We start from the raw sequence: 19,769 nt of genomic DNA, 5'->3' as shown, positions 1-19,769 counted from the left end.
GTCATTCTGATAACGGTGCCGTAATCAGTCGTTATGAGTAAATTTATTATTAATAAATATGCTGATAACGTGTCGTATCAAGTCAGTCTAAGCGAATCGTTTAATTATTGAATGCCAATGCTTAAAAGCTTAGGTTTAAATGATTAAATATTCAGCTGATTGATAAGATTAAAGGAGTCAACTTATGGCATTAACGCTAGAGCAAAAACAACAAGTTGTGGCTGAAGTGTCTGAAGTTGCTGCTAATGCTTACTCAGCAGTAGCTGCCGAATATCATGGTATTGGTGTTGCAAAGCTTACTAAGCTGCGCGAACAAGCCCGTGAAAAAGGCGTCGTTTTGAAAGTGGTAAAAAATACCCTAGCAAAACGTGCGTTTGAAGGCACTAAGTTTGAGAGCATGTCAGACCGTATGACTGGTCCATTACTTTTGGCTTTCTCTATGGAAGATTTGGGATCTGCTGCTCGAGTTGTTTTCGAGTTCAGTAAAGATCACAAAGCTTTAGAGACCAAATTGGTATCAGTTGGTGGTGTTGTTTATGGTCCAGAAGAGCTAGAGCGCGTATCGAAGCTACCAACTCGCGACGAAGCAATCTCTATCTTGATGGCTACTATGAATGCACCAGTTACCAAGCTTGTTCAAACTATGAACGCTGTTCCTAGTAAGCTTGTTCGCACGGTAGCAGCAATCAAAGACGCAAAAGAAGCGGCATAATTGCTTGTTTTAACGTAACTTTGACATCGCCGATTGCACTTTATTGCCAACACTATTTGAAAATTTGGCAAGCAATCTAAGCGATTTTAAAATCAATTAATTTTTATCAGATAACGGAGAGTTCTCATGGCACTATCTAAAGATGACGTGTTAAACGCAATCGCTGAAATGTCAGTAATGGATATCGTTGAATTAATCAGCGCTATGGAAGAAAAATTCGGCGTAACAGCTGCTGTTGCTGCTGCACCTGCTGCTGCTGGCCCTGCTGCTGCTGCTGCTGAAGAAAAAGACGAGTTTGACGTAGTTCTTGCCAGCTTTGGCGAGAAGAAAGTTGGCGTAATTAAAGCCGTACGTGAAGCTACTGGTCTTGGCTTGAAAGAAGCGAAAGATTTGGTTGAAAGCGCTCCAGCTCCAATCAAAGAAGGCGTTAACAAAGCTGAAGCTGAAGAGTTGAAAAAGAAACTTGAAGAAGCTGGTGCAACTGTTGAACTAAAATAAGCTTCGCTTATCTTAGTGTTGTACAAAAAAAGCTGGTAATGCCTTGCATTGCCAGCTTTTTTTTACTATAATTCGTAGCTTGACCTTTTGTGTCTGCCAACATACGTATGCAACATCACGGTGGATACCCATCAAAAGGACAGACGATATACATGCAAGCACACATGCCAGTTTTTGAAATCAGTTAATTTAAGCTAAACGTCCATAGATGTTTGGCATTTTTTTGTGTCTGCATGCTTTCCCATTAACACTATAGTTTATACTGATTCTAAAAGTTATAGTTACCCCGATTATTATTAATTCTGAAAAACTATTAAGTTTAGGTTGTCCGTTTCGCAGAGTATTACTGTCAGTAGTTAGGCTTATAGACGGTACATATCAGCGACGATATTAGTTTTGATAGAATTGTTGGTTTTGAAAGAGCCGGTTTTTTGAAAGAAAAATGACTAAATACAATCAGTTTTGATAGCAGATAACTTAGAAATACCCTTGAACGAGTCATTTTTTCTTACCTCTATGAGTAAGTTTTGCTTAAAAAGCAATATGTTTTAGATGATGTGACATTGAATTTGGTTGTCTGAGTGGTCATATAGACTGACTTAGATACCGATCATAAAATGAAAGTAAGGGTGCTAATTAAGCACTGATAGCAGAAGTAGTAATTGACAAAAGATATCAACTGAACACGATTACCTGTTTTATATTATCGTTTACGTCGCCAAGTTTGCATCGTATTTATGCACGCTGGCCACGCTTTTAATTTGTTTCCACGTTTACTGTAAGGACTCTCGATGGCATATTCTTATACTGAAAAAAAGCGTATTCGCAAAAGTTTTGCTGAATTGCCCACTGTGATGGACATTCCCTATTTACTGTCTATTCAAGTAGATTCTTACGAGCAATTTTTGCAAGAGCACAAAAAGCCAAAAGCTCGTGAGAATACTGGTTTGCAAGCTGCGTATTCCTCTATTTTCCCAATTGAGAGTCACTCTGGTAACGCAGAGCTACAATTCGTTGAATATTATTTAGGCACGCCTGAATTTGACGAGCGTGAGTGTATCTTGCGTGGCTCAACGTTTGCTGCACCGATGCGTGTCAAAATCCGTCTGATCATCAAAGACAAAGACAGCAAAGATAAAGACAGCAAAGCGGCTATCAAAGATATCCGTGAGCAAAGCGTCTATATGGGCGAAATGCCGTTGATGACGGCTAACGGTACTTTTATTATCAATGGTACTGAGCGTGTTATCGTATCTCAGCTACATCGTTCACCTGGTGTGTTCTTTGATCATGATAAAGGTAAGTCGCATTCAAGTGGTAAAGTGCTTTATAACGCGCGTATCATTCCTTACCGTGGTTCATGGTTAGATTTTGAATTTGACGCCAAAGACTTAGTTTTTGCTCGTATTGACCGTCGTCGTAAGCTATTGGCTTCAATTATTCTACGTGCGCTTGGTTTGACAACGTCTGAAATCTTAGATTTGTTCTTTGATAAAGTAGCCGTTTATAAAGGTGAAGAGCAGTTCGAGATTGATCTGGTTGCTGATCGCTTGCGCGGTGAGATGGCTCAGTTCGATATCGTATCACCAGAAGGTGATGTCATCGTAGAGCAGGGCAAGCGTATTAATGCACGCCGTATTCGTCAGCTTGAAGAAGCAGGTATGACGAAGATTGCAATACCTGATGAGTATCTCTATGAGCGTATCTTAGCTGAAGATATCGTGGTAAATGATGAAGTTATCGCTAAAGCGAATACGCTAATTGACCATGAATTATTGGTTAAATTAAGCGCATTTGAAGCCAGCGAATCTATCAAAGAGTTCAGCATTCTATTCACCAATGATATCGATCAAGGCAGTTATATTGCCGACACTTTGCGTGCTGATAGTACGTCAAGCCGTGAAGAAGCATTGATTGAAATTTATAAAGTCATGCGTCCAGGTGAGCCACCAACGGTTGAGACCGCTGAAAAACTATTTGACAGCATGTTCTTTAACGCTGATCGTTATGACTTATCGAACGTCGGTCGTATGAAATTTAACCGCCGTTTAGGGTTAGAGTTTGATAATACTGATGATCCAGACATTCAACGAGCTCGTAGCGTATTGACCAACGCTGATATCGTTAATGTCCTAAAAGAATTGATTGAGATTCGTAACGGTCGCGGTGAAGTCGATGATATCGATCACTTGGGTAACCGTCGTATTCGTTCTGTAGGCGAAATGGCAGAAAACCAATTCCGTGTTGGTCTAGTACGTGTAGAGCGTGCGGTCAAAGAGCGTTTAAGCTCAGCGGAATCTGATAACTTGTCACCACAAGATTTGATTAACTCGAAGCCTGTTGCGGCTGCGGTTAAAGAGTTCTTTGGTTCAAGCCAGTTGTCACAGTTTATGGATCAGAACAACCCGTTGTCGGAAGTTACCCATAAACGCCGTGTATCAGCACTAGGACCCGGTGGTCTAACTCGTGAACGTGCAGGCTTTGAAGTACGTGACGTACATGATACCCATTATGGCCGTGTATGCCCGATCGAGACTCCTGAAGGTCCAAACATTGGTCTTATCAACTCATTGGCAACCTTTGCTAAAACCAACAGCTTTGGCTTCTTAGAAACGCCATATCGCCGTGTGGTTGACGGTAAAGTAACGGATGTCATTGAGTATCTATCAGCGATTGAAGAAGTAGGTACGGTCATTGCACAGGCTGATTCACCAGTAACCGCAGAAGGCGCGTTATCTGATGAAATGGTCAGTGTACGTAGCTATGGTGAATTTGTCCGTATGCCACCGGAAAAAGTGACGCATATGGACGTGTCGCCAAGTCAGGTTGTATCGGTAGCTGCTGGTCTAATTCCATTCCTAGAGCATGATGATGCTAACCGTGCCTTGATGGGCTCGAACATGCAGCGTCAGGCAGTTCCTACGCTACGTGCTGATAAGCCGTTAGTAGGTACGGGCATGGAGCGTCACGTTGCGCGTGACTCAGGTGTTTGTGTGATCGCTAAGCGTGGCGGTGTGATCGAAGACGTTGATGCATCACGTGTTGTGGTTCGTGTCAATGAAGATGAGATGATTGCTGGTGAAGCTGGTATTGATATCTATAACTTAGTTAAGTATACGCGTTCTAACCAAAACACTTGTATCAACCAACGTATTATCGTCAACCAAGGTGATGCTATTGCTGTAGGTGATATCTTAGCTGATGGTCCATCAACGGATCTTGGTGAGCTTGCATTGGGTCAGAACATTCGCATCGCATTTATGCCGTGGAATGGTTACAACTTCGAAGATTCAATCTTGCTGTCTGAAAAAGTGGTTAAAGAAGATCGTTTCACGACCATTCATATCCAAGAATTGACTTGTGTGGCACGTGATACCAAGCTTGGAACCGAAGAGATTACTGCGGATATTCCAAACGTTGGCGAAGCGGCGCTATCAAGTCTTGATGAAGCAGGTATCGTTTATATCGGTGCTGAAGTTGACGCTGGTGATATCTTAGTTGGTAAAGTGACGCCAAAAGGTGAAACACAACTGACGCCAGAAGAGAAATTGCTCCGGGCTATCTTTGGTGAAAAAGCGGCTGATGTTAAAGACACCTCATTGCGTGTTCCAACATCAAGCAAAGGTACGGTTATTGACGTCCAAGTCTTTACCCGTGATGGCGTCGAAAAAGATGCCCGTGCAAGAGCGATTGAAAAATCACAGCTTGATAGCTATCGTAAAGATTTAAAAGAAGAGCTACGTATCTTTGAAGATGCGGCTCGTGGTCGTATTGGTAATCTTTTAGATGGTCAAAAAGTCAGTGGTGGTTCTGGTCTAAAAGCTGGTACGGTCATGGCATTGGCTGATATGAAAGATATGAGCCTTGAGACTTTGCTTGACATCCAGCCTGTTGAAGAAGAAATCTCTGAGCGTCTCACGCAAATCGCCGAGTACTTGGTTGATAAGCAAAAAGACATCGATGTTAAGTTTGCTGAGAAAAAACGCAAACTAACCGCTGGTGATGACTTGCAACACGGCGTACAAAAAATCGTTAAAGTATATCTTGCGGTTAAGCGTCGTATTCAGCCTGGTGATAAGATGGCTGGTCGTCATGGTAACAAAGGTGTGGTATCACGCATTATGCCGGTCGAAGACATGCCTTATGATGAGCATGGCAATACCGTTGATATCGTACTAAACCCACTGGGTGTCCCATCGCGTATGAACATCGGTCAGGTTCTAGAAACGCATTTGGGTATGGCAGCGAAAGGCTTGGGCGAGAAGATCGATGGTATGCTCAAATCGCAAGCAGCGATCAAAGATTTACGTGACTTCTTAGACAAAATCTATAACCAAGTCGGCGGTGAGCAAGTTGATCTTGATAGCTTGAGTGATGATGACATCATGGCGCTAGCAGATAACTTGCGCGCTGGTGTACCAATGGGCACAGCAGTATTTGACGGCGCAAGAGAAAGCCAAGTTAAGGATCTGTTAGAGCTTGCTGGTATGGATCGTGATGGTCAACAGACGTTGTATGATGGTCGTACTGGTCAGAAGTTTGACCGTAAAGTAACCGTTGGTTATATGTACATGCTCAAACTTAACCATTTGGTTGATGACAAAATGCATGCGCGTTCAACCGGTTCTTACTCATTAGTGACGCAGCAGCCACTCGGCGGTAAAGCTCAGTTTGGTGGTCAGCGCTTCGGTGAGATGGAAGTGTGGGCACTAGAAGCTTACGGCGCGACTTATACGCTACAAGAGATGCTGACTGTGAAGTCGGATGACGTTGAAGGCCGTACGCGTATGTACAAAAACATCGTTGATGGTGAGCAGTATATGGATCCAGGTATGCCTGAATCGTTTAACGTACTGACCAAAGAAATCAAATCATTGGGTATTAATATTGAGTTAAAACAAACCCATTAAGTACGGCTGATTGAGACTATCGTTAACATGGTCTCAGTTGATTATTATCCTTAGTGGTCAACCTAAAAGCAGTATGCGCATCGCTGCTGCTTTTAGTGATTTGTCTCAACCCTATTCATTGCCTTCATTCATCTTATTTGCGTCAACTATACGCTATCAGATGATTATAAAGATAACGGAGAAGCAACTTGAAAGATTTACTCGATATCATGCAAAGCCCTACCGGCAACGGTAATCAAGAGTTTGATAGCATTCAAATTACTTTAGCCTCACCTGACGTCATTAAGTCATGGTCACATGGCGAAGTGAAAAAGCCTGAAACTATTAACTATCGTACGTTTAAGCCTGAACGTGATGGTCTATTTTGTGCCAAAATCTTTGGTCCAGTAAAAGACTTTGAATGTTTATGTGGTAAATATAAGCGCCGTAAGTTCCAAGGCGTTATCTGTGAAAAATGTGGCGTAGAAGTGACGACTGCGAAAGTACGTCGTGATCGTATGGGTCATATCGACTTAGCCAGCCCAGTGGCGCACATTTGGTTCTTAAAATCATTACCAAGCCGCATCGGTCTATTGCTAGACATGACGCTACGTGATATCGAGCGCGTTCTGTATTTTGAAAGCTATATTGTTACTGAGCCAGGTTTGACTTCTCTAGAGAAGTATCAACTACTTGATGATGAAGACTATTATAAAGCCCTTGAAGAATTTGGCGATGAATTCACTGCCAAAATGGGTGCTGAAGCGGTTCAAGACCTATTGAAAGATATCGATTTGGATCTTGAAATCGATGATTTGCGCGAAGCGATTCCGCAAACTGGTTCTGAAACCAAGCTTAAAAAGATGTCTAAGCGTCTTAAATTATTAGAAGCCTTCCGTGATTCTAATAACAAGCCTGAGTGGATGGTGATGAACATCTTGCCAGTTCTACCACCAGATTTGCGTCCGCTAGTACCACTAGAAGGTGGTCGTTTTGCGACTTCAGATCTAAACGATCTATATCGCCGCGTGATCAACCGTAATAACCGTCTAAAGCGTCTGCTTGAGCTGAGCGCACCTGATATCATCGTACGTAACGAAAAGCGTATGTTGCAAGAATCAGTGGATGCCTTGCTGGATAACGGTCGTCGCGGTCGTGCAATCACTGGTAGTAACAAGCGACCACTGAAATCTTTGGCTGATATGATCAAAGGTAAGCAAGGTCGTTTCCGTCAAAACTTACTTGGTAAGCGTGTCGATTATTCTGGTCGTTCGGTGATCGTTGTTGGTCCAACGCTACGTTTACATCAGTGCGGTTTACCAAAGAAAATGGCACTTGAATTATTCAAACCATTTACTTATAACAAATTATTGTCTCATGGTTTAGCTACGACAATTAAAGCTGCCAAAAAGATGGTAGAGCGTGAAGAGCCGCAAGTGTGGGATATGCTGGCCATGGTTATCCGTGAGCATCCAGTGCTTCTTAACCGTGCACCAACGCTTCACCGTTTGGGCCTACAAGCATTTGAACCAGTACTTATCGAAGGTAAAGCAATCCAATTGCATCCGCTCGTTTGTACCGCGTTCAACGCCGATTTTGATGGTGACCAAATGGCCGTTCACGTGCCATTGACCCTAGAAGCACAGCTTGAATCACGTGCGCTAATGATGTCTACCAATAACATCTTGTCGCCTGCGAACGGTGATCCAATTATCGTACCGTCACAGGATGTTGTACTGGGTCTATATTACATCAGCCGCTCGTCTATCAATGCCAAAGGCGAGGGCATGATTTTTGCCACCGTTAATGAAGCATTGCGTGCGATTGGTTCAAACGATTTGCATGTAAACGCTAAGATCAAAGTGCGTGTTACTGAGACGCATATTGATGAAGATGGCAATGAGACTAAAGAAATCAGCTTAAAAGAAACGGTTGCAGGTCGTTTATTGATCTGGAACATCATGCCTAAAGGTATGTCTTTTGATGAATGTAACCAAGAGATGACGAAGAAAAACATTTCTCGTTTGATTAACTCTTGCTACCGTAAAGTTGGCGTTAAAGAAAGTGTCATGTTTGCTGACCAATTGATGTATCTTGGTTTTGCTCAAGCGACATTGTCTGGTGTGTCTATCGGTATTGATGACATGGTCATTCCACCACTGAAAAAGCAAATCATCGAAGTGGCAGAAGGCGAAGTTCGAGAAATCGAAGATCAATTCGAGCAAGGTTTTGTGACCGCTGGTGAGCGCTATAACAAAGTGGTTGATATCTGGTCACGTACCAATGACAAAGTCGCTAAAGCGATGATGGACAACTTAGCCACTGATAAAATCATGAACGCCAAAGGTGAAGAAGAAGAGCAGAAGTCATTCAACTCTATCTTTATCATGTCAGATTCTGGTGCTCGTGGTAGTGCGGCTCAGATTCGTCAGTTGGCTGGTATGCGTGGTTTGATGGCTAAGCCAGATGGTTCAATTATCGAAACGCCAATTAAAGCAAACTTCCGTGAAGGCTTGACCGTACTTCAGTACTTTATTTCAACGCATGGTGCACGTAAAGGTCTTGCGGATACGGCACTGAAAACGGCTAACTCAGGTTACTTGACGCGTCGTTTGGTTGATGTGGCACAAGATTTGGTTATTACCAGTGATGACTGTGGTACTGAGCAAGGCTTGCTCATGAAACCACATATTCAAGGTGGTGAAATCATTGAGAAGTTAGGTGAGCTAGTACTAGGTCGTGTGACGGCTCGTGATGTGACTTATAACGATGATGCCGATAAGGTATTGATTCCAGCAGGTACTTTGATCGACGAGCATTGGGTAAACGTGCTTGATAATAATGCGATCGATGATATCTGGGTACGCTCAGTTATTACTTGTAATGTTGAGCATGGTGTTTGTTCACAGTGTTATGGTCGTGATTTGGCTCGTGGTCATAAAGTGAACATTGGCGAGTCAGTCGGTGTTATGGCCGCTCAGTCTATCGGTGAGCCTGGTACTCAGTTAACGATGCGTACTTTCCACGTGGGCGGGGCAGCAAGCTCAGCATCAGTGGATAACAGCATCTCAGTTCGTAGTGCTGGCCAAGCGCATTTCGAAAACATGAAAACGGTTCAACATACCGATGGTCACTTAGTCATCGTATCGCGTTCAGCTGAAATCGCCTTGACCGATGAGCTTGGTCGTGAGCGTGAGCGCTATAAAGTGCCTTATGGTTCTAGCGTGCTTGTGAAACACGAAGATCAGGTTGATGCTGGTCAAACCATCGCTAAATGGGATCCGCACACGCATCCTATTATCACAGAATTTGCTGGTACTGCACGCTTCAGTGAGATTACTGATGGCTTAACTGCTACCGTAAAAGTTGATGATGCGACTGGTATGAGCTCATTTGAGATTCTTGCTACTCGTGACCGTTCAAGTTCAGCAAAAGACTTACGTCCTGCGATTATCTTGAACACTGATGAAGGTAAAGAAGTGGTTTACTTCTTACCAGCTGAAACCATCATTCGCGTCAGCGATGGTGAAAAAGTAGCAGCTGGTTCGATTTTGGGTCGTGTACCACAAGCCTCTTCAGGTACTAAAGATATTACCGGTGGTCTACCACGTGTTGCTGACTTGTTCGAAGCACGTCGTCCGAAAGATCACGCAATCATGGCAGAAATGTCAGGTGTGGTTAGCTTTGGTAAAGAGACTAAAGGTAAAAACCGCTTCATCATCACCAATGAAGATGGTGAGATTCATGAAGAGCTAATCCCGAAATGGCGTCAAATCAACGTCTTTGAAAACGAAACGGTAGCACGTGGTGAAGTGATCGCTGATGGTCCACAGAACCCGCATGATATCTTACGTTTGAAAGGTCAGACTGCGCTTGCTGATTACATCGTTAACGAAGTACAGGACGTTTATCGCTTGCAGGGTGTAAAAATCAACGATAAACACATCGAAGTGATTATTCGTCAGATGCTGCGCAAAGTTGAGATTACCGATGGCGGCGATTCAAACCACTTCAAAGGCGATCAAGCAGAGTACTCTGATATCAAAGCATTGAATGCGAAGCTGGAAGCGGAAGATAAATTCCCAGTACAGTTCGAGCGTCAATTACTAGGTATCACCAAAGCAAGTCTGGCAACAGAAAGCTTTATCTCAGCAGCATCATTCCAGGAGACGACCCGTGTACTAACTGCGGCTGCCGTGACTGGTAAAGTGGATGAACTACGTGGTCTGAAAGAGAACGTCGTTGTTGGTCGCTTGATTCCTGCTGGTACTGGTCTTGCTTATCATAAAGCACGCAAAGAGAAAGCGGAGCAAAAACTGCTAGATAAAGATCTTAAAGCAGGGTTTGACAATGCAGCATTTGATATGTCAGCGAGCACGGATAGTAAAGACTTTGCAAGCTTTGATGAAGCCTTTGCACAAGAGCTTAATCAGGATAATTAATAGTATTAAGCGTCTTTGATTTATTGTTAATGTGATAAAAAGCCAGCCTAAGTTGCTGGCTTTTTTGTGTGTGCAATAAAGTGAGAAATGCATGGTACTGTTATCTAAAAAAATAGTACACTGGAAAATATGCCCTAATTTACACTTCATATAAGGATAAGTCGCAAATGGCAGGTAAAACCCGCGTTGCCAAATATCAAGCAGATCGAACCAATCAAAAACTGTATTTCTGTCGTCTATCCTGCCAAGCAGCGGGAAGTACCGATGATAAGCAGCTATACCAAGCTCATTGTGAAACTGCTATTTTTCATCTATACAGTGCCTTTCTCGCATTTACCCAAGAGCTAGGTTATTTTTATAGTTTAAACATGAGCGCACCAACATTGTCAGATATTGAGCAAGCATTGAGCGAGCGTACCCAAGTATCGCCTGAGATTCAGCGGTTACAGCAGTTACAGCAGCAGGGTTTTTTGGCCAATATAGAGCGTGCGTATCAGCGTTGTCTGTACGCCGTACCGCCAGATACTATCGTAGATCAAACACCAAGCAATACTGCCTCACCTGATCTTATTGTTAACGTTGTGACCTTGTCGAATCAATGGCTGCCAGATGAGACGACAATACGAGAATGGCGTCAGCAGTTTTTAGAGCTGATTGAGCAACTACGTGCTGGTATGGTTGAGTTCTAAAAATAGTTATTAAAAATTTATCTCATTTTTATCACCATTTTTAAAATGAAGACATGTTCTAGTTGACTGATGACTATCCTTTAATAGAGTGGTATTGAGCAAAGTATTGAGTATAAAAAAGGCTTATTTAGCGAGTGCCAAATAAGCCTTTTTTTGCGTCATAAGTTTATATTATTAATGGTTGTCTACTCTGGTATCGGTGGCATGCGCTCAACGGGTGTTACCGATAAAGGGTTTTGCGGCACGCTATCATTACTACGACTGTTACTAGGTTTGGCTGCTTGAGAGCTAGTTTGTACTTCAACAGGCTCAGCTGGTGGTGATTTACGCTGTTGAGTCTGCGTCTTAACTGGTTTTTCTGATTCGCTGCTATCCGTATCTTCATCATCGGCCAGAATACCATCATCAGTCATTTCTATAATTTTTTGCTTTTGCTTTTTTGATTTGGCGCGGTTATTGATAGATACCCATTGATGAGGCGTGTCTTTAAGTTGGGCTTTCATAAAATCCATCCAAACGGGTAGAGCTGCCACACCACCATATTCGCGACGACCCATGGTTGATGGTTGATCAAAACCCATCCACACGACAGTTGCATTGGTAGGATGAAAACCTGCAAACCAAGCGTCTTTTGCTTCATTGGTGGTACCGGTCTTGCCACCAATATCATCACGACCTAAAGCCTTGGCTCGTACTGCCGTACCACGCTGTACGACGTCACGTAAGATATCTGCCATCTCAAAAGCGACTCTGGGTTGTAAGATTCGAGGTGCTTGCTTAGCCAGTGCATATTGAACCGCTGGCGCTTTTAAGCGATCGGCCTGTGGACTAGCATCATAAACCTTTAGATTTAGCGTTTTACCGCTTTGTTCAATGTTATCAATATCATCATTGTTCTCTAAATTTTGTTCTTTAACCGTCACTTCATCATCGATAGCACTGTCTTCATTTTCAATTGACTTCTTATAATCTTCGATGAGATTTCTATTGAGGTCTTCAAGTTTTTCATTGAAGCAGGTGGCACACGCTTGGCGTGGGTTTGCCTGAAAGAGAAGGTTATTATTATAATTATAAATTTGTTTGATAAAATACGGCTGTACACGGTGACCACCATTCGCGAACGTGGCATAGGCTGTTGCCATTTGTAACGGTGTTGCTTGTCCTGCACCTAACGCTAACGACAACGTCGTCGGTAGCTTTTCTTTATCAAGTCCGAATTCATCTAATAGGTCGCGCGTATCAGAGATACCAATGGCTTGTAAGAGACGAATAGAGACTAAGTTACGAGATAAATACAGTCCACGGCGTAAAGTGATTTCGCCTAAAAAACGTTGGTCAGAATTTTTCGGTTTCCAGTCCCCCACTTGAATCGGTCGATCCGAAACAATGCTATCTGGACGATAGCCTTTTTCTAGAGCAGCGGTATAGACAAGCGGTTTAATGGTTGAGCCTGGTTGACGCCAGCCTTGTAGAGCACGATTGAATTTACTGTGATTAAAGTCAAAGCCACCGACCAATGCCTTAACAGCGCCAGTTTCTGGATTCAAGGAGACCAGACTTCCTTGTAGTTTGGGAATTTGTCCCAGCTGCCAATTACCATTCGCGGTCGGTATCAAACGAATGATATCGTTTTTATTGACAATTTGGCGGGCGTTGTCAGGAAAGTAACCGATACGATTGGCAGAAATATACTTGCGTGCCCAGCTCATCCCAGACCAACCAACGGTCACATTCTCACCAGAAGGCATTGTCGCCTCAAAACTGCGAGCATTAACCTTGGTGACTTTGGCAGGAGTCATATTGCTATAGCGTCGGAAATTTTCTAGCGGTTCATCATTTGCTTCAGCCCCGCGCCAACCATGACGATGTTCGTAAGCCACTAAACCTGTCAGTACCGCCGCTTCCGCATCTGTTTGTGCTTTGCTATCAACGGTAAGGCGTACCCGCCATCCACTATGCATCACTTGCTCACCATAGCGATCAACTAAGATAGAGCGTGTCATTTCTGCCAAATACGGCATATTGACGTCGAGCTTCTCTTTATAGAGGTTAATGCCTACTGGTGAGCTGATCGCTTCGTCGCGTTGTGCTTTGGTGATATAGCCTAACTCGTGCATGCGTCCAATGATCCAGTTGCGGCGAGTGAGGGCGCGACTTGGATTGGCAACAGGATTATATTTAGAAGGGGCTTTGGGTAGACCTGCCAACATTGCTGTTTCAGCAATAGTGAGGTTTTCTAGGGATTTACTATAGTATTTTTTGGCCGCGGCGCGGATACCATAAGCGCCTTCGCCTAGATAGATTTTGTTGACATAAAGCGTCAAGATATCATTTTTACTGAGCTCATCTTCTATTTTACGTGCTAAAAATAGCTCGACCAATTTGCGATTTAAGGTGCGCTCTGGACTTAAGAAGTAGTTTTTGGCAACCTGCATGGTAATGGTAGAGCCGCCCGTTTGGCTGTCGTCGTCAGTCACTACTTCTGTCACTGCGCGACCAAGACCTTTAATACTAATACCGCTGTGCTGAAAAAAGGACGCATCTTCTGCTGCTAAAAAAGCATGAGTCAAATTTTCAGGAATATCTTCAAAAGTAACGGGTAAAGATAAACGGTTACCATATTGGCCAATGAGTTTGTCATCACTACTATATATCTGTAATGGCATCTCTAAATTTGCTGTTTTAATCTCTTGAATGCTAGGCAGGGTAGGCGATAAATACATCGCCATCCCATAAAAACCAATGGGCACAGCAAGTGCTAAGATAACTGCCAATGCCAAGCAGGCAATAACAAGCCCCACCAAAAAGTGAATGAGACGGGCGGTAGCATTTTTTTTGGTCATAAGAAGACTTATCAATTAAAATTTGCAACAGATAAAACATTATACCTTGAACAAAATCAGCAGGTCATAATAAATGTGTAAGTTGACCTTAATAACCTGTTTAAATGCTTGAATCTATCTGTTAAGTAAAGTATTGTACTGAATTATTACAAATAACTATCAGATTGTACACTTAATATAAGGTATAGAGTTTGTGAGGCTATTTACTTCCAAAAGTCAGAATTTAATTGGTGTGGATATCTGTGCCACTTCAGTAAAGTTGGTTGACATACAGCGCCAACAGGGCATGTTTCATCTAAAATCTTATGGTATTGAAAGACTGCCAGAAGGTATAGTCGTCGATAAACTTCTTGTAGATACTGAAGCGGTTGGTCATATTATTGCTAACTTAGCTAAACGTTGTCATGTCGCTGGTAGTAGTGCTGCAACTGCCGTGTCAGGGTCAGCAGTAATCACTAAAATTATTGATATGGATGCTGCGCTAAGCGACGTTGAGCGTGAAGCGCAGATACGTTTAGATGCTGATCAATACATACCTTATCCATTAGAAGACGTCAACCTAGACTTTGAAGTTTTAGGGCCTTCTTTAGCAAGTGATGACATGGTGCAAGTCTTACTTGCCGCATCACGCTCGGAGAATGTTGACCAAAGAGTTGATGCCTTAACCTTTGGTGGTCTTCAAACGAAGGTCATGGATATTGAATCCCATGCGATAGAGCGTGCTTTTGGACTCATGGTAAATAACTTACCAAATGCTCCTGAGTTAGTGGCTCTGATAGATATTGGTCACAATCAAACGACTTTATATATCGCTAAAAGCGGTGAGTTTATCTATAGCCGTGAACAACTATTTGGTGGTGTTCGGTTAACAGAAGCGATACAAAATCGTTATGGACTATCTGCTGAAGAAGCGGCTATCAGTAAGCGTGAGCGTACCTTACCAGATGACTACTACCTTGATGTATTGACGCCATTTATTGAGAATACCATTCAACAAATTACTCGTTCGTTGCAATTTTACTTCTCTTCAAGCCAATACAGTAGTATCGATCATGTGGTTCTTGCTGGTGGTAGTAGCTCTATTGCTGGTCTTGCCGGCATGGCACAGCAAAAACTTGGGGTGACTGTCAGTATTGCCAACCCTTTTATCAATATGACTATTGCACCAAATATCGATAATGAGCAACTGGCCATTGATGCACCAAGTTTAATTGCTGCATGCGGTCTTGCGTTAAGGAGCTTCGACTAATGGCTCGTATTAACCTATTACCTTGGCGCCAAGAAGAGCGCGAGCGTCGCAATAAAGAATTTCTCACGTTAGTAGTGGCAGTGACTTTACTCACTTTATTGGCTGCATTTGCTTCATGGAGCTACTTTAACAACGAGCTTGATGAACAACTTGATGCGAACGCATTGATTGAAAAAGAAAATGCGCGTTTAGATACGGCTTTGACTGAAATTGATAGTCTGGAGCAGCGCCGTGACGATATCATTTCACGTATGCAAGTCATTCAAGACTTGCAGGGTCGACGTCCTGTGCCTGTTCGTTTATGGGATGATCTTGCTAAAGCCATCCCGCCGGCACTCTATTTGAATAACCTCAAACGTGAAGGCGATGTTTTGACGCTGACAGGTCGAGCTGATAATCCAAATATTGTATCAAGTTTGATTCGTAATCTTGATGATAGTAAATGGATGGGTGATTCAGCCGTTAGTAATATCCAACAAAATATCAGTGCTTATGAATCTGCACCAGTGCTTAATAATACGGTCACCGCTGGCGAACAGCTGCGTCCTATTTATCCTGAAGACAGTTATGTACAGTTTGTGATCACGACCAAAGTACAGTCGGAAACAGCCGTTCCTGTAGAAGGTGCTGAGGGTACCACTGTACCTGGAGGTGAGTTATGAAGCTTAACCGTAAAAAAAGCCTGATTAAAACCAAAAAAACAGCCTTGAAACCAAAGCAACAGTTTGATTTACAGGAGTTTCGCCGCAGTTTTGAGTCGTTAGACTCTGAAAACTACGGCAGCTGGCCATTACCTGTAAAGGTAACGGTAATAGGGCTTATCATTACGCTCATCGCAGCGTTGGCGTGGGCTTTACCGATTAGTAGTAAGATCGATGAGATCAATGCTGCTGAGAGCCAGCAACAAACATTACTTGATAGCTATCGTGAAAAAGAATCACGCGCGCGTCATTTAAAAGCTTACCAAGAACAAGTTGTCCAAATGGAAGCAGAGTTCAATACCTTACTCGATCAGTTACCAAAAGATACGCGTGTATCAGAGCTGGTAGAAGGCATTAACATGACGGGTGTCGGCAGCAATATACGTTTTCAAGACATTTCAGTAGAGCCTGAGATTGAAAACGAATTTTTTATTGAGCAACCTATCCGCATTGCTGCTTTGGGCGAATATCATCAGTTTGGTAGCTTTATTAGTGGTCTTGCCGCCTTACCACGAATCATTACTATGCATGATTTTGAGGTCAGCAATCCGCAGCCAACATTGGATGTCTTGCCAGAGCTTAATTTGGTATTACAAACCAAAACCTATCGTTCAAAAGAAGCTGACCCTGAGGGTGATGAAACGGTTGCTGTCACTGACGCTGCAACCACTGATAATGCAGGAGGCAACTAATGAATATTCAAAAACTGCCTACACTATTGGTTTTAAGCATGGCTGTATTGTCCATAACAGGGTGTGCGGATCGCATTGGTATGGCAGAGCAATCAATGACCGATATCCGTAATCAGCCAGCTCAACCTATTGAACCACCGCCCAAAGCTGAGCTAGTAGAAGACTTTGTTTATAGTGCCAGCGCACAGCGCAGTCCATTCTTACCACCGAGTTTAGTCAATGTCCAAGGTCCTACCACTTCCATCGATGGTGTGCGTCCTGACATTACCAGAGTGAAAGAACCTCTTGAGCAATATGAGCTATCGCAACTGATTTTTCGTGGTGTCGTAATTTCACCTGAAGGTCAGCGATATGCGTTGGTACAACGCCCTGATGGTTCAGTCGCGAGTGTTAAAGTAGGTGATTATCTTGGACTAAATGACGGCCGTATTGTTGAAATCACGCCGACCCAGATTAACTTGATTGAAATTGTGCCAGACAGCCGCGCTGGGTTTGTTGAAAAACCCCAGTCGTTGGTTTCACCCATAAGCTAAGTCGGCAGATTTTTTGAGGAATAAATAATGACAGTACGCAATAACAAGGTAATGATGATGAGCAACCGCGTATCTTCTGCTTTTGCCATTTCAGCATTGGCAATCAGCATGGTAGCAGTGAGTAATAGTGCCCATGCCGCACAGCGCATTAACGAAGTTTCTGTGGTACAAATTGCACCAGCAGTGACGCAAATGCGTTTGGGATTTGACGGTTTACCAGTGTTACCTGCCGCCTATCAGCTTGATAACCCTAGCCGTTTGGTACTAGATTTTGAAAAAGTGCAGAATGGACTTGCTAGTCGCTTTAATGAATACAATATTGGTATGATTGATAAGGTCACGACTTTAAATAGTGACAGTACCACGCGCCTGATTGTTGAGCTAAAACAGGCCGGTAACTATACGACATCGATTGAGGGTAACGATTTACTATTGACCATTACTGATCCTAACCGTCCAGTAATGACCAATGATCCTATCCAAGACGTACTCAATGACAATAATGCGATCACAACGACAGCAGTCGTTACACCGATTGTAGAAATCAGTAGTGCACCGGCAGTCAATATAGCCAGTAAAACGGTGGTTAAAAATCAATTGCCTGCTGATACCATGGTGGTCAGAGTTAACCCATTATTAAGCCCACAACTTGCTGCATCGCAAGTGAGTAAGCAATATAGCTATGATGGTTTGAGTGCCGTCAATTTTGCCGCAGGAAATGATGGTGGTGGCAACGTTAGCATCGCACTTACCAATGAAGCCATTCCCGTTGATGTCCAACGTCAAGGCAATAAGTTAGTGGTACGCTTAACGGGTAGCACCGTGCCAAGAAATTTATTGCGCCGTTTGAATATTAATAGTGGTCTGGTTGATAGTATTGATACTAAAAACCAAGGTCAAAATGGTGTAATTACTATTAATGTCAAAGAAGATTATGAGTATCAGGCTTATCAATCAGGCAATCAGCTGAATATTAATATCAGAAAACCTGAGCTACTACGTGAGCCAACACTTGAAGAAAAAGTCTATAGTGGTGAAGCACTATCTATGGAGTTTCAAGACGTTGAGATTCGCAGTGTCTTAGATATCCTAGCGCAGTTCACAGAAATGAATATTGTGGCTAGTGATTCAGTCGCGGGCAATATCACCTTACGCCTGATTAATGTCCCATGGGATCAAGCGCTAGATATTATTCTAAAGAGTAAGAATCTTGGTAAGCGTGAAAATGGCAATGTCATTTTGGTTGCGCCTTCCACCGAGCTTGCTGAGCAAGAAGCACGTGAGCTTGAAGCGCAGCAAGCTGTTGAGTCTTTTGCGCCATTACGCACAGAATATATTCGTCTTAGCTATGCAAAAGCGCCAGATGTTTTGACACTTATTTCTCAAGGCAGTGGCTCATCAGGTGGTAGTAACACGGCCAATTCAAACTCTACGGATAACAATACCTTATTGTCTAATCGTGGAACGGTAACGGTAGATGAGCGTACCAATACCTTAATTATTAAAGATGTGGCTGACAGTATCGAGAATATTCATAAGTTGATTGGTAAAATTGATATTCCAGTCCGTCAGGTCATGATTGAAGCGCGTATTGTGAGTGCCACTGATAGCTTTAGTAAAGAGATTGGGGTTCGTTGGGGTATCTTGTCAAATGGTGCCGCCAACAACCGTAATTTATTGGTCGGTGGTAGTAATCAAACGCTATGGGATTTAAAGGACTTTGATGTAGAAACGACGACGGTAAATGGTCAAACGGTTTCTTATCCTTCATACGATATTACTCGTCCTGATAACTTAAACGTCGATTTAGGTGTGGCTAACCCCGCCGGTAGTATTGCCTTTGGCTTGCTGAGCATGTCAGATGTAATGCTTGATCTTGAATTGTCAGCACTGCAAGCGGATAATCGCGGTGAAGTGATTTCTACGCCGAAGATTCTGACAGCAGACAAGCAAACGGCGAAAGTTTCTTCAGGGACGCAAATTCCTTATCAAGAAGCGTCTGCCAGTGGAGCAACCACTACTAGCTTTAAAGAAGCAGCATTGAGTTTAGAGGCCACACCAAATATCACCCCAGATGGCAAAATCGGTTTGCAGTTGTTAATCACTAACGGCACACCAGTAAGATCACTAGATGGGCAAGTTGCTATTGCTGAAGATTCTATTTCGACCAATGTTATTGTTGAAGATGGTCAAACGGTTGTGTTGGGTGGTGTCTTTAAGAATCGTACCAGCAATGGTGTCGATAAAGTACCGTTCTTGGGAGACCTGCCTTATATTGGTCGCGCTTTCCGTAAAGACGTGCGTAGTAATTCTAAAGAAGAGTTATTGATATTTATCACGCCAAAATTAATCAATGATGGTATTAGCCGCATAGATTAATCATTTATTGATTGGTTTTCGCTTAAAAGAAGCAAGCATCAACGCTTGCTTTTTTTATGGGAAAATTTTCATATTGATTGAATTTTACTAACAATAATCAACGCTCATTACTAGCCAGAATATCAATGACGTTGTATCATAG

The 19,769-nt window shown here is 42.9% G+C and carries 11 protein-coding genes; 10 read left to right on the top strand and 1 reads right to left on the bottom strand.

Features of this window, described 5'->3' with window-relative positions; genetic code table 11:
- Nucleotides 1-184: 184 nt before the first annotated feature.
- From rplJ to JMW94_RS06015, 5 genes are all read left to right on the top strand, one after another.
- On the top strand, nt 185-712 hold the full coding sequence (rplJ, locus tag JMW94_RS06035; protein ID WP_045443904.1) for a 50S ribosomal protein L10: 528 nt from the start codon (nt 185-187) through the stop codon (nt 710-712).
- A gap of 126 nt (nt 713-838) precedes the next feature.
- Nucleotides 839-1,210 (top strand): 50S ribosomal protein L7/L12, encoded by a 372-nt coding sequence (rplL, locus tag JMW94_RS06030; RefSeq protein ID WP_011514491.1) that lies wholly within the window; start codon nt 839-841, stop codon nt 1,208-1,210.
- A gap of 791 nt (nt 1,211-2,001) precedes the next feature.
- Nucleotides 2,002-6,120: a DNA-directed RNA polymerase subunit beta gene (rpoB, locus tag JMW94_RS06025; RefSeq protein WP_201602907.1), complete on the top strand. Its 4,119-nt coding sequence runs from the start codon at nt 2,002-2,004 to the stop codon at nt 6,118-6,120.
- Nucleotides 6,121-6,308: 188 nt separating this feature from the next.
- On the top strand, nt 6,309-10,541 hold the full coding sequence (gene rpoC, locus JMW94_RS06020) for a DNA-directed RNA polymerase subunit beta' (RefSeq protein ID WP_060491872.1): 4,233 nt from the start codon (nt 6,309-6,311) through the stop codon (nt 10,539-10,541).
- A gap of 167 nt (nt 10,542-10,708) precedes the next feature.
- Nucleotides 10,709-11,230 (top strand): DUF6586 family protein, encoded by a 522-nt coding sequence (locus JMW94_RS06015; protein WP_060491871.1) that lies wholly within the window; start codon nt 10,709-10,711, stop codon nt 11,228-11,230.
- A gap of 185 nt (nt 11,231-11,415) precedes the next feature.
- Here the strand turns inward: JMW94_RS06015 and JMW94_RS06010 are convergent, their stop codons facing one another.
- A complete protein-coding gene (locus JMW94_RS06010) occupies nt 11,416-14,073 on the bottom strand; it encodes a penicillin-binding protein 1A (protein ID WP_201602904.1) in 2,658 nt (885 codons plus the stop codon).
- A 193-nt stretch (nt 14,074-14,266) separates the two neighbouring features.
- Here JMW94_RS06010 and pilM point away from each other — a divergent pair, with 193 nt between their 5' ends.
- The 5 genes from pilM to pilQ are packed head-to-tail and all read left to right on the top strand — an operon-like array spanning nt 14,267 to nt 19,627.
- Nucleotides 14,267-15,322 (top strand): type IV pilus assembly protein PilM, encoded by a 1,056-nt coding sequence (pilM, locus tag JMW94_RS06005; RefSeq protein ID WP_201602901.1) that lies wholly within the window; start codon nt 14,267-14,269, stop codon nt 15,320-15,322.
- Entirely contained in the window at nt 15,322-15,984 is a 663-nt protein-coding gene (locus JMW94_RS06000; RefSeq protein ID WP_201602898.1) for a PilN domain-containing protein, read from the top strand. Before pilM ends, JMW94_RS06000 begins: the two co-directional genes overlap by 1 nt.
- A complete protein-coding gene (locus JMW94_RS05995) occupies nt 15,981-16,715 on the top strand; it encodes a type 4a pilus biogenesis protein PilO (RefSeq protein ID WP_045453405.1) in 735 nt (244 codons plus the stop codon). Before JMW94_RS06000 ends, JMW94_RS05995 begins: the two co-directional genes overlap by 4 nt.
- A complete protein-coding gene (locus tag JMW94_RS05990) occupies nt 16,715-17,248 on the top strand; it encodes a pilus assembly protein PilP (RefSeq protein ID WP_045453409.1) in 534 nt (177 codons plus the stop codon). Before JMW94_RS05995 ends, JMW94_RS05990 begins: the two co-directional genes overlap by 1 nt.
- A gap of 27 nt (nt 17,249-17,275) precedes the next feature.
- Nucleotides 17,276-19,627 (top strand): type IV pilus secretin PilQ, encoded by a 2,352-nt coding sequence (gene pilQ, locus JMW94_RS05985; protein WP_201602895.1) that lies wholly within the window; start codon nt 17,276-17,278, stop codon nt 19,625-19,627.
- Nucleotides 19,628-19,769: the final 142 nt, after the last annotated feature.

Source organism: Psychrobacter immobilis, from assembly GCF_904846185.1.
In the GTDB taxonomy this organism is placed as follows: Bacteria; Pseudomonadota; Gammaproteobacteria; order Pseudomonadales; family Moraxellaceae; genus Psychrobacter; species Psychrobacter immobilis_B.
This window is presented reverse-complemented; position numbering and strand designations above follow the sequence as displayed.

Bases quoted from the DNA above. Each gene is read 5' to 3' on its own strand.
- pilQ (WP_201602895.1), top strand. From the start codon at position 17,276: ATGACAGTACGCAATAACAAGGTAATGATGATGAGCAACCGCGTATCT.
- JMW94_RS06015 (WP_060491871.1), top strand. From the start codon at position 10,709: ATGGCAGGTAAAACCCGCGTTGCCAAATATCAAGCAGATCGAACCAAT.
- rplJ (WP_045443904.1), top strand. From the start codon at position 185: ATGGCATTAACGCTAGAGCAAAAACAACAAGTTGTGGCTGAAGTGTCT.
- JMW94_RS05990 (WP_045453409.1), top strand. From the start codon at position 16,715: ATGAATATTCAAAAACTGCCTACACTATTGGTTTTAAGCATGGCTGTA.
- JMW94_RS05995 (WP_045453405.1), top strand. From the start codon at position 15,981: ATGAAGCTTAACCGTAAAAAAAGCCTGATTAAAACCAAAAAAACAGCC.
- rpoB (WP_201602907.1), top strand. From the start codon at position 2,002: ATGGCATATTCTTATACTGAAAAAAAGCGTATTCGCAAAAGTTTTGCT.
- JMW94_RS06000 (WP_201602898.1), top strand. From the start codon at position 15,322: ATGGCTCGTATTAACCTATTACCTTGGCGCCAAGAAGAGCGCGAGCGT.
- JMW94_RS06010 (WP_201602904.1), bottom strand. From the start codon at position 14,073: ATGACCAAAAAAAATGCTACCGCCCGTCTCATTCACTTTTTGGTGGGG.
- rplL (WP_011514491.1), top strand. From the start codon at position 839: ATGGCACTATCTAAAGATGACGTGTTAAACGCAATCGCTGAAATGTCA.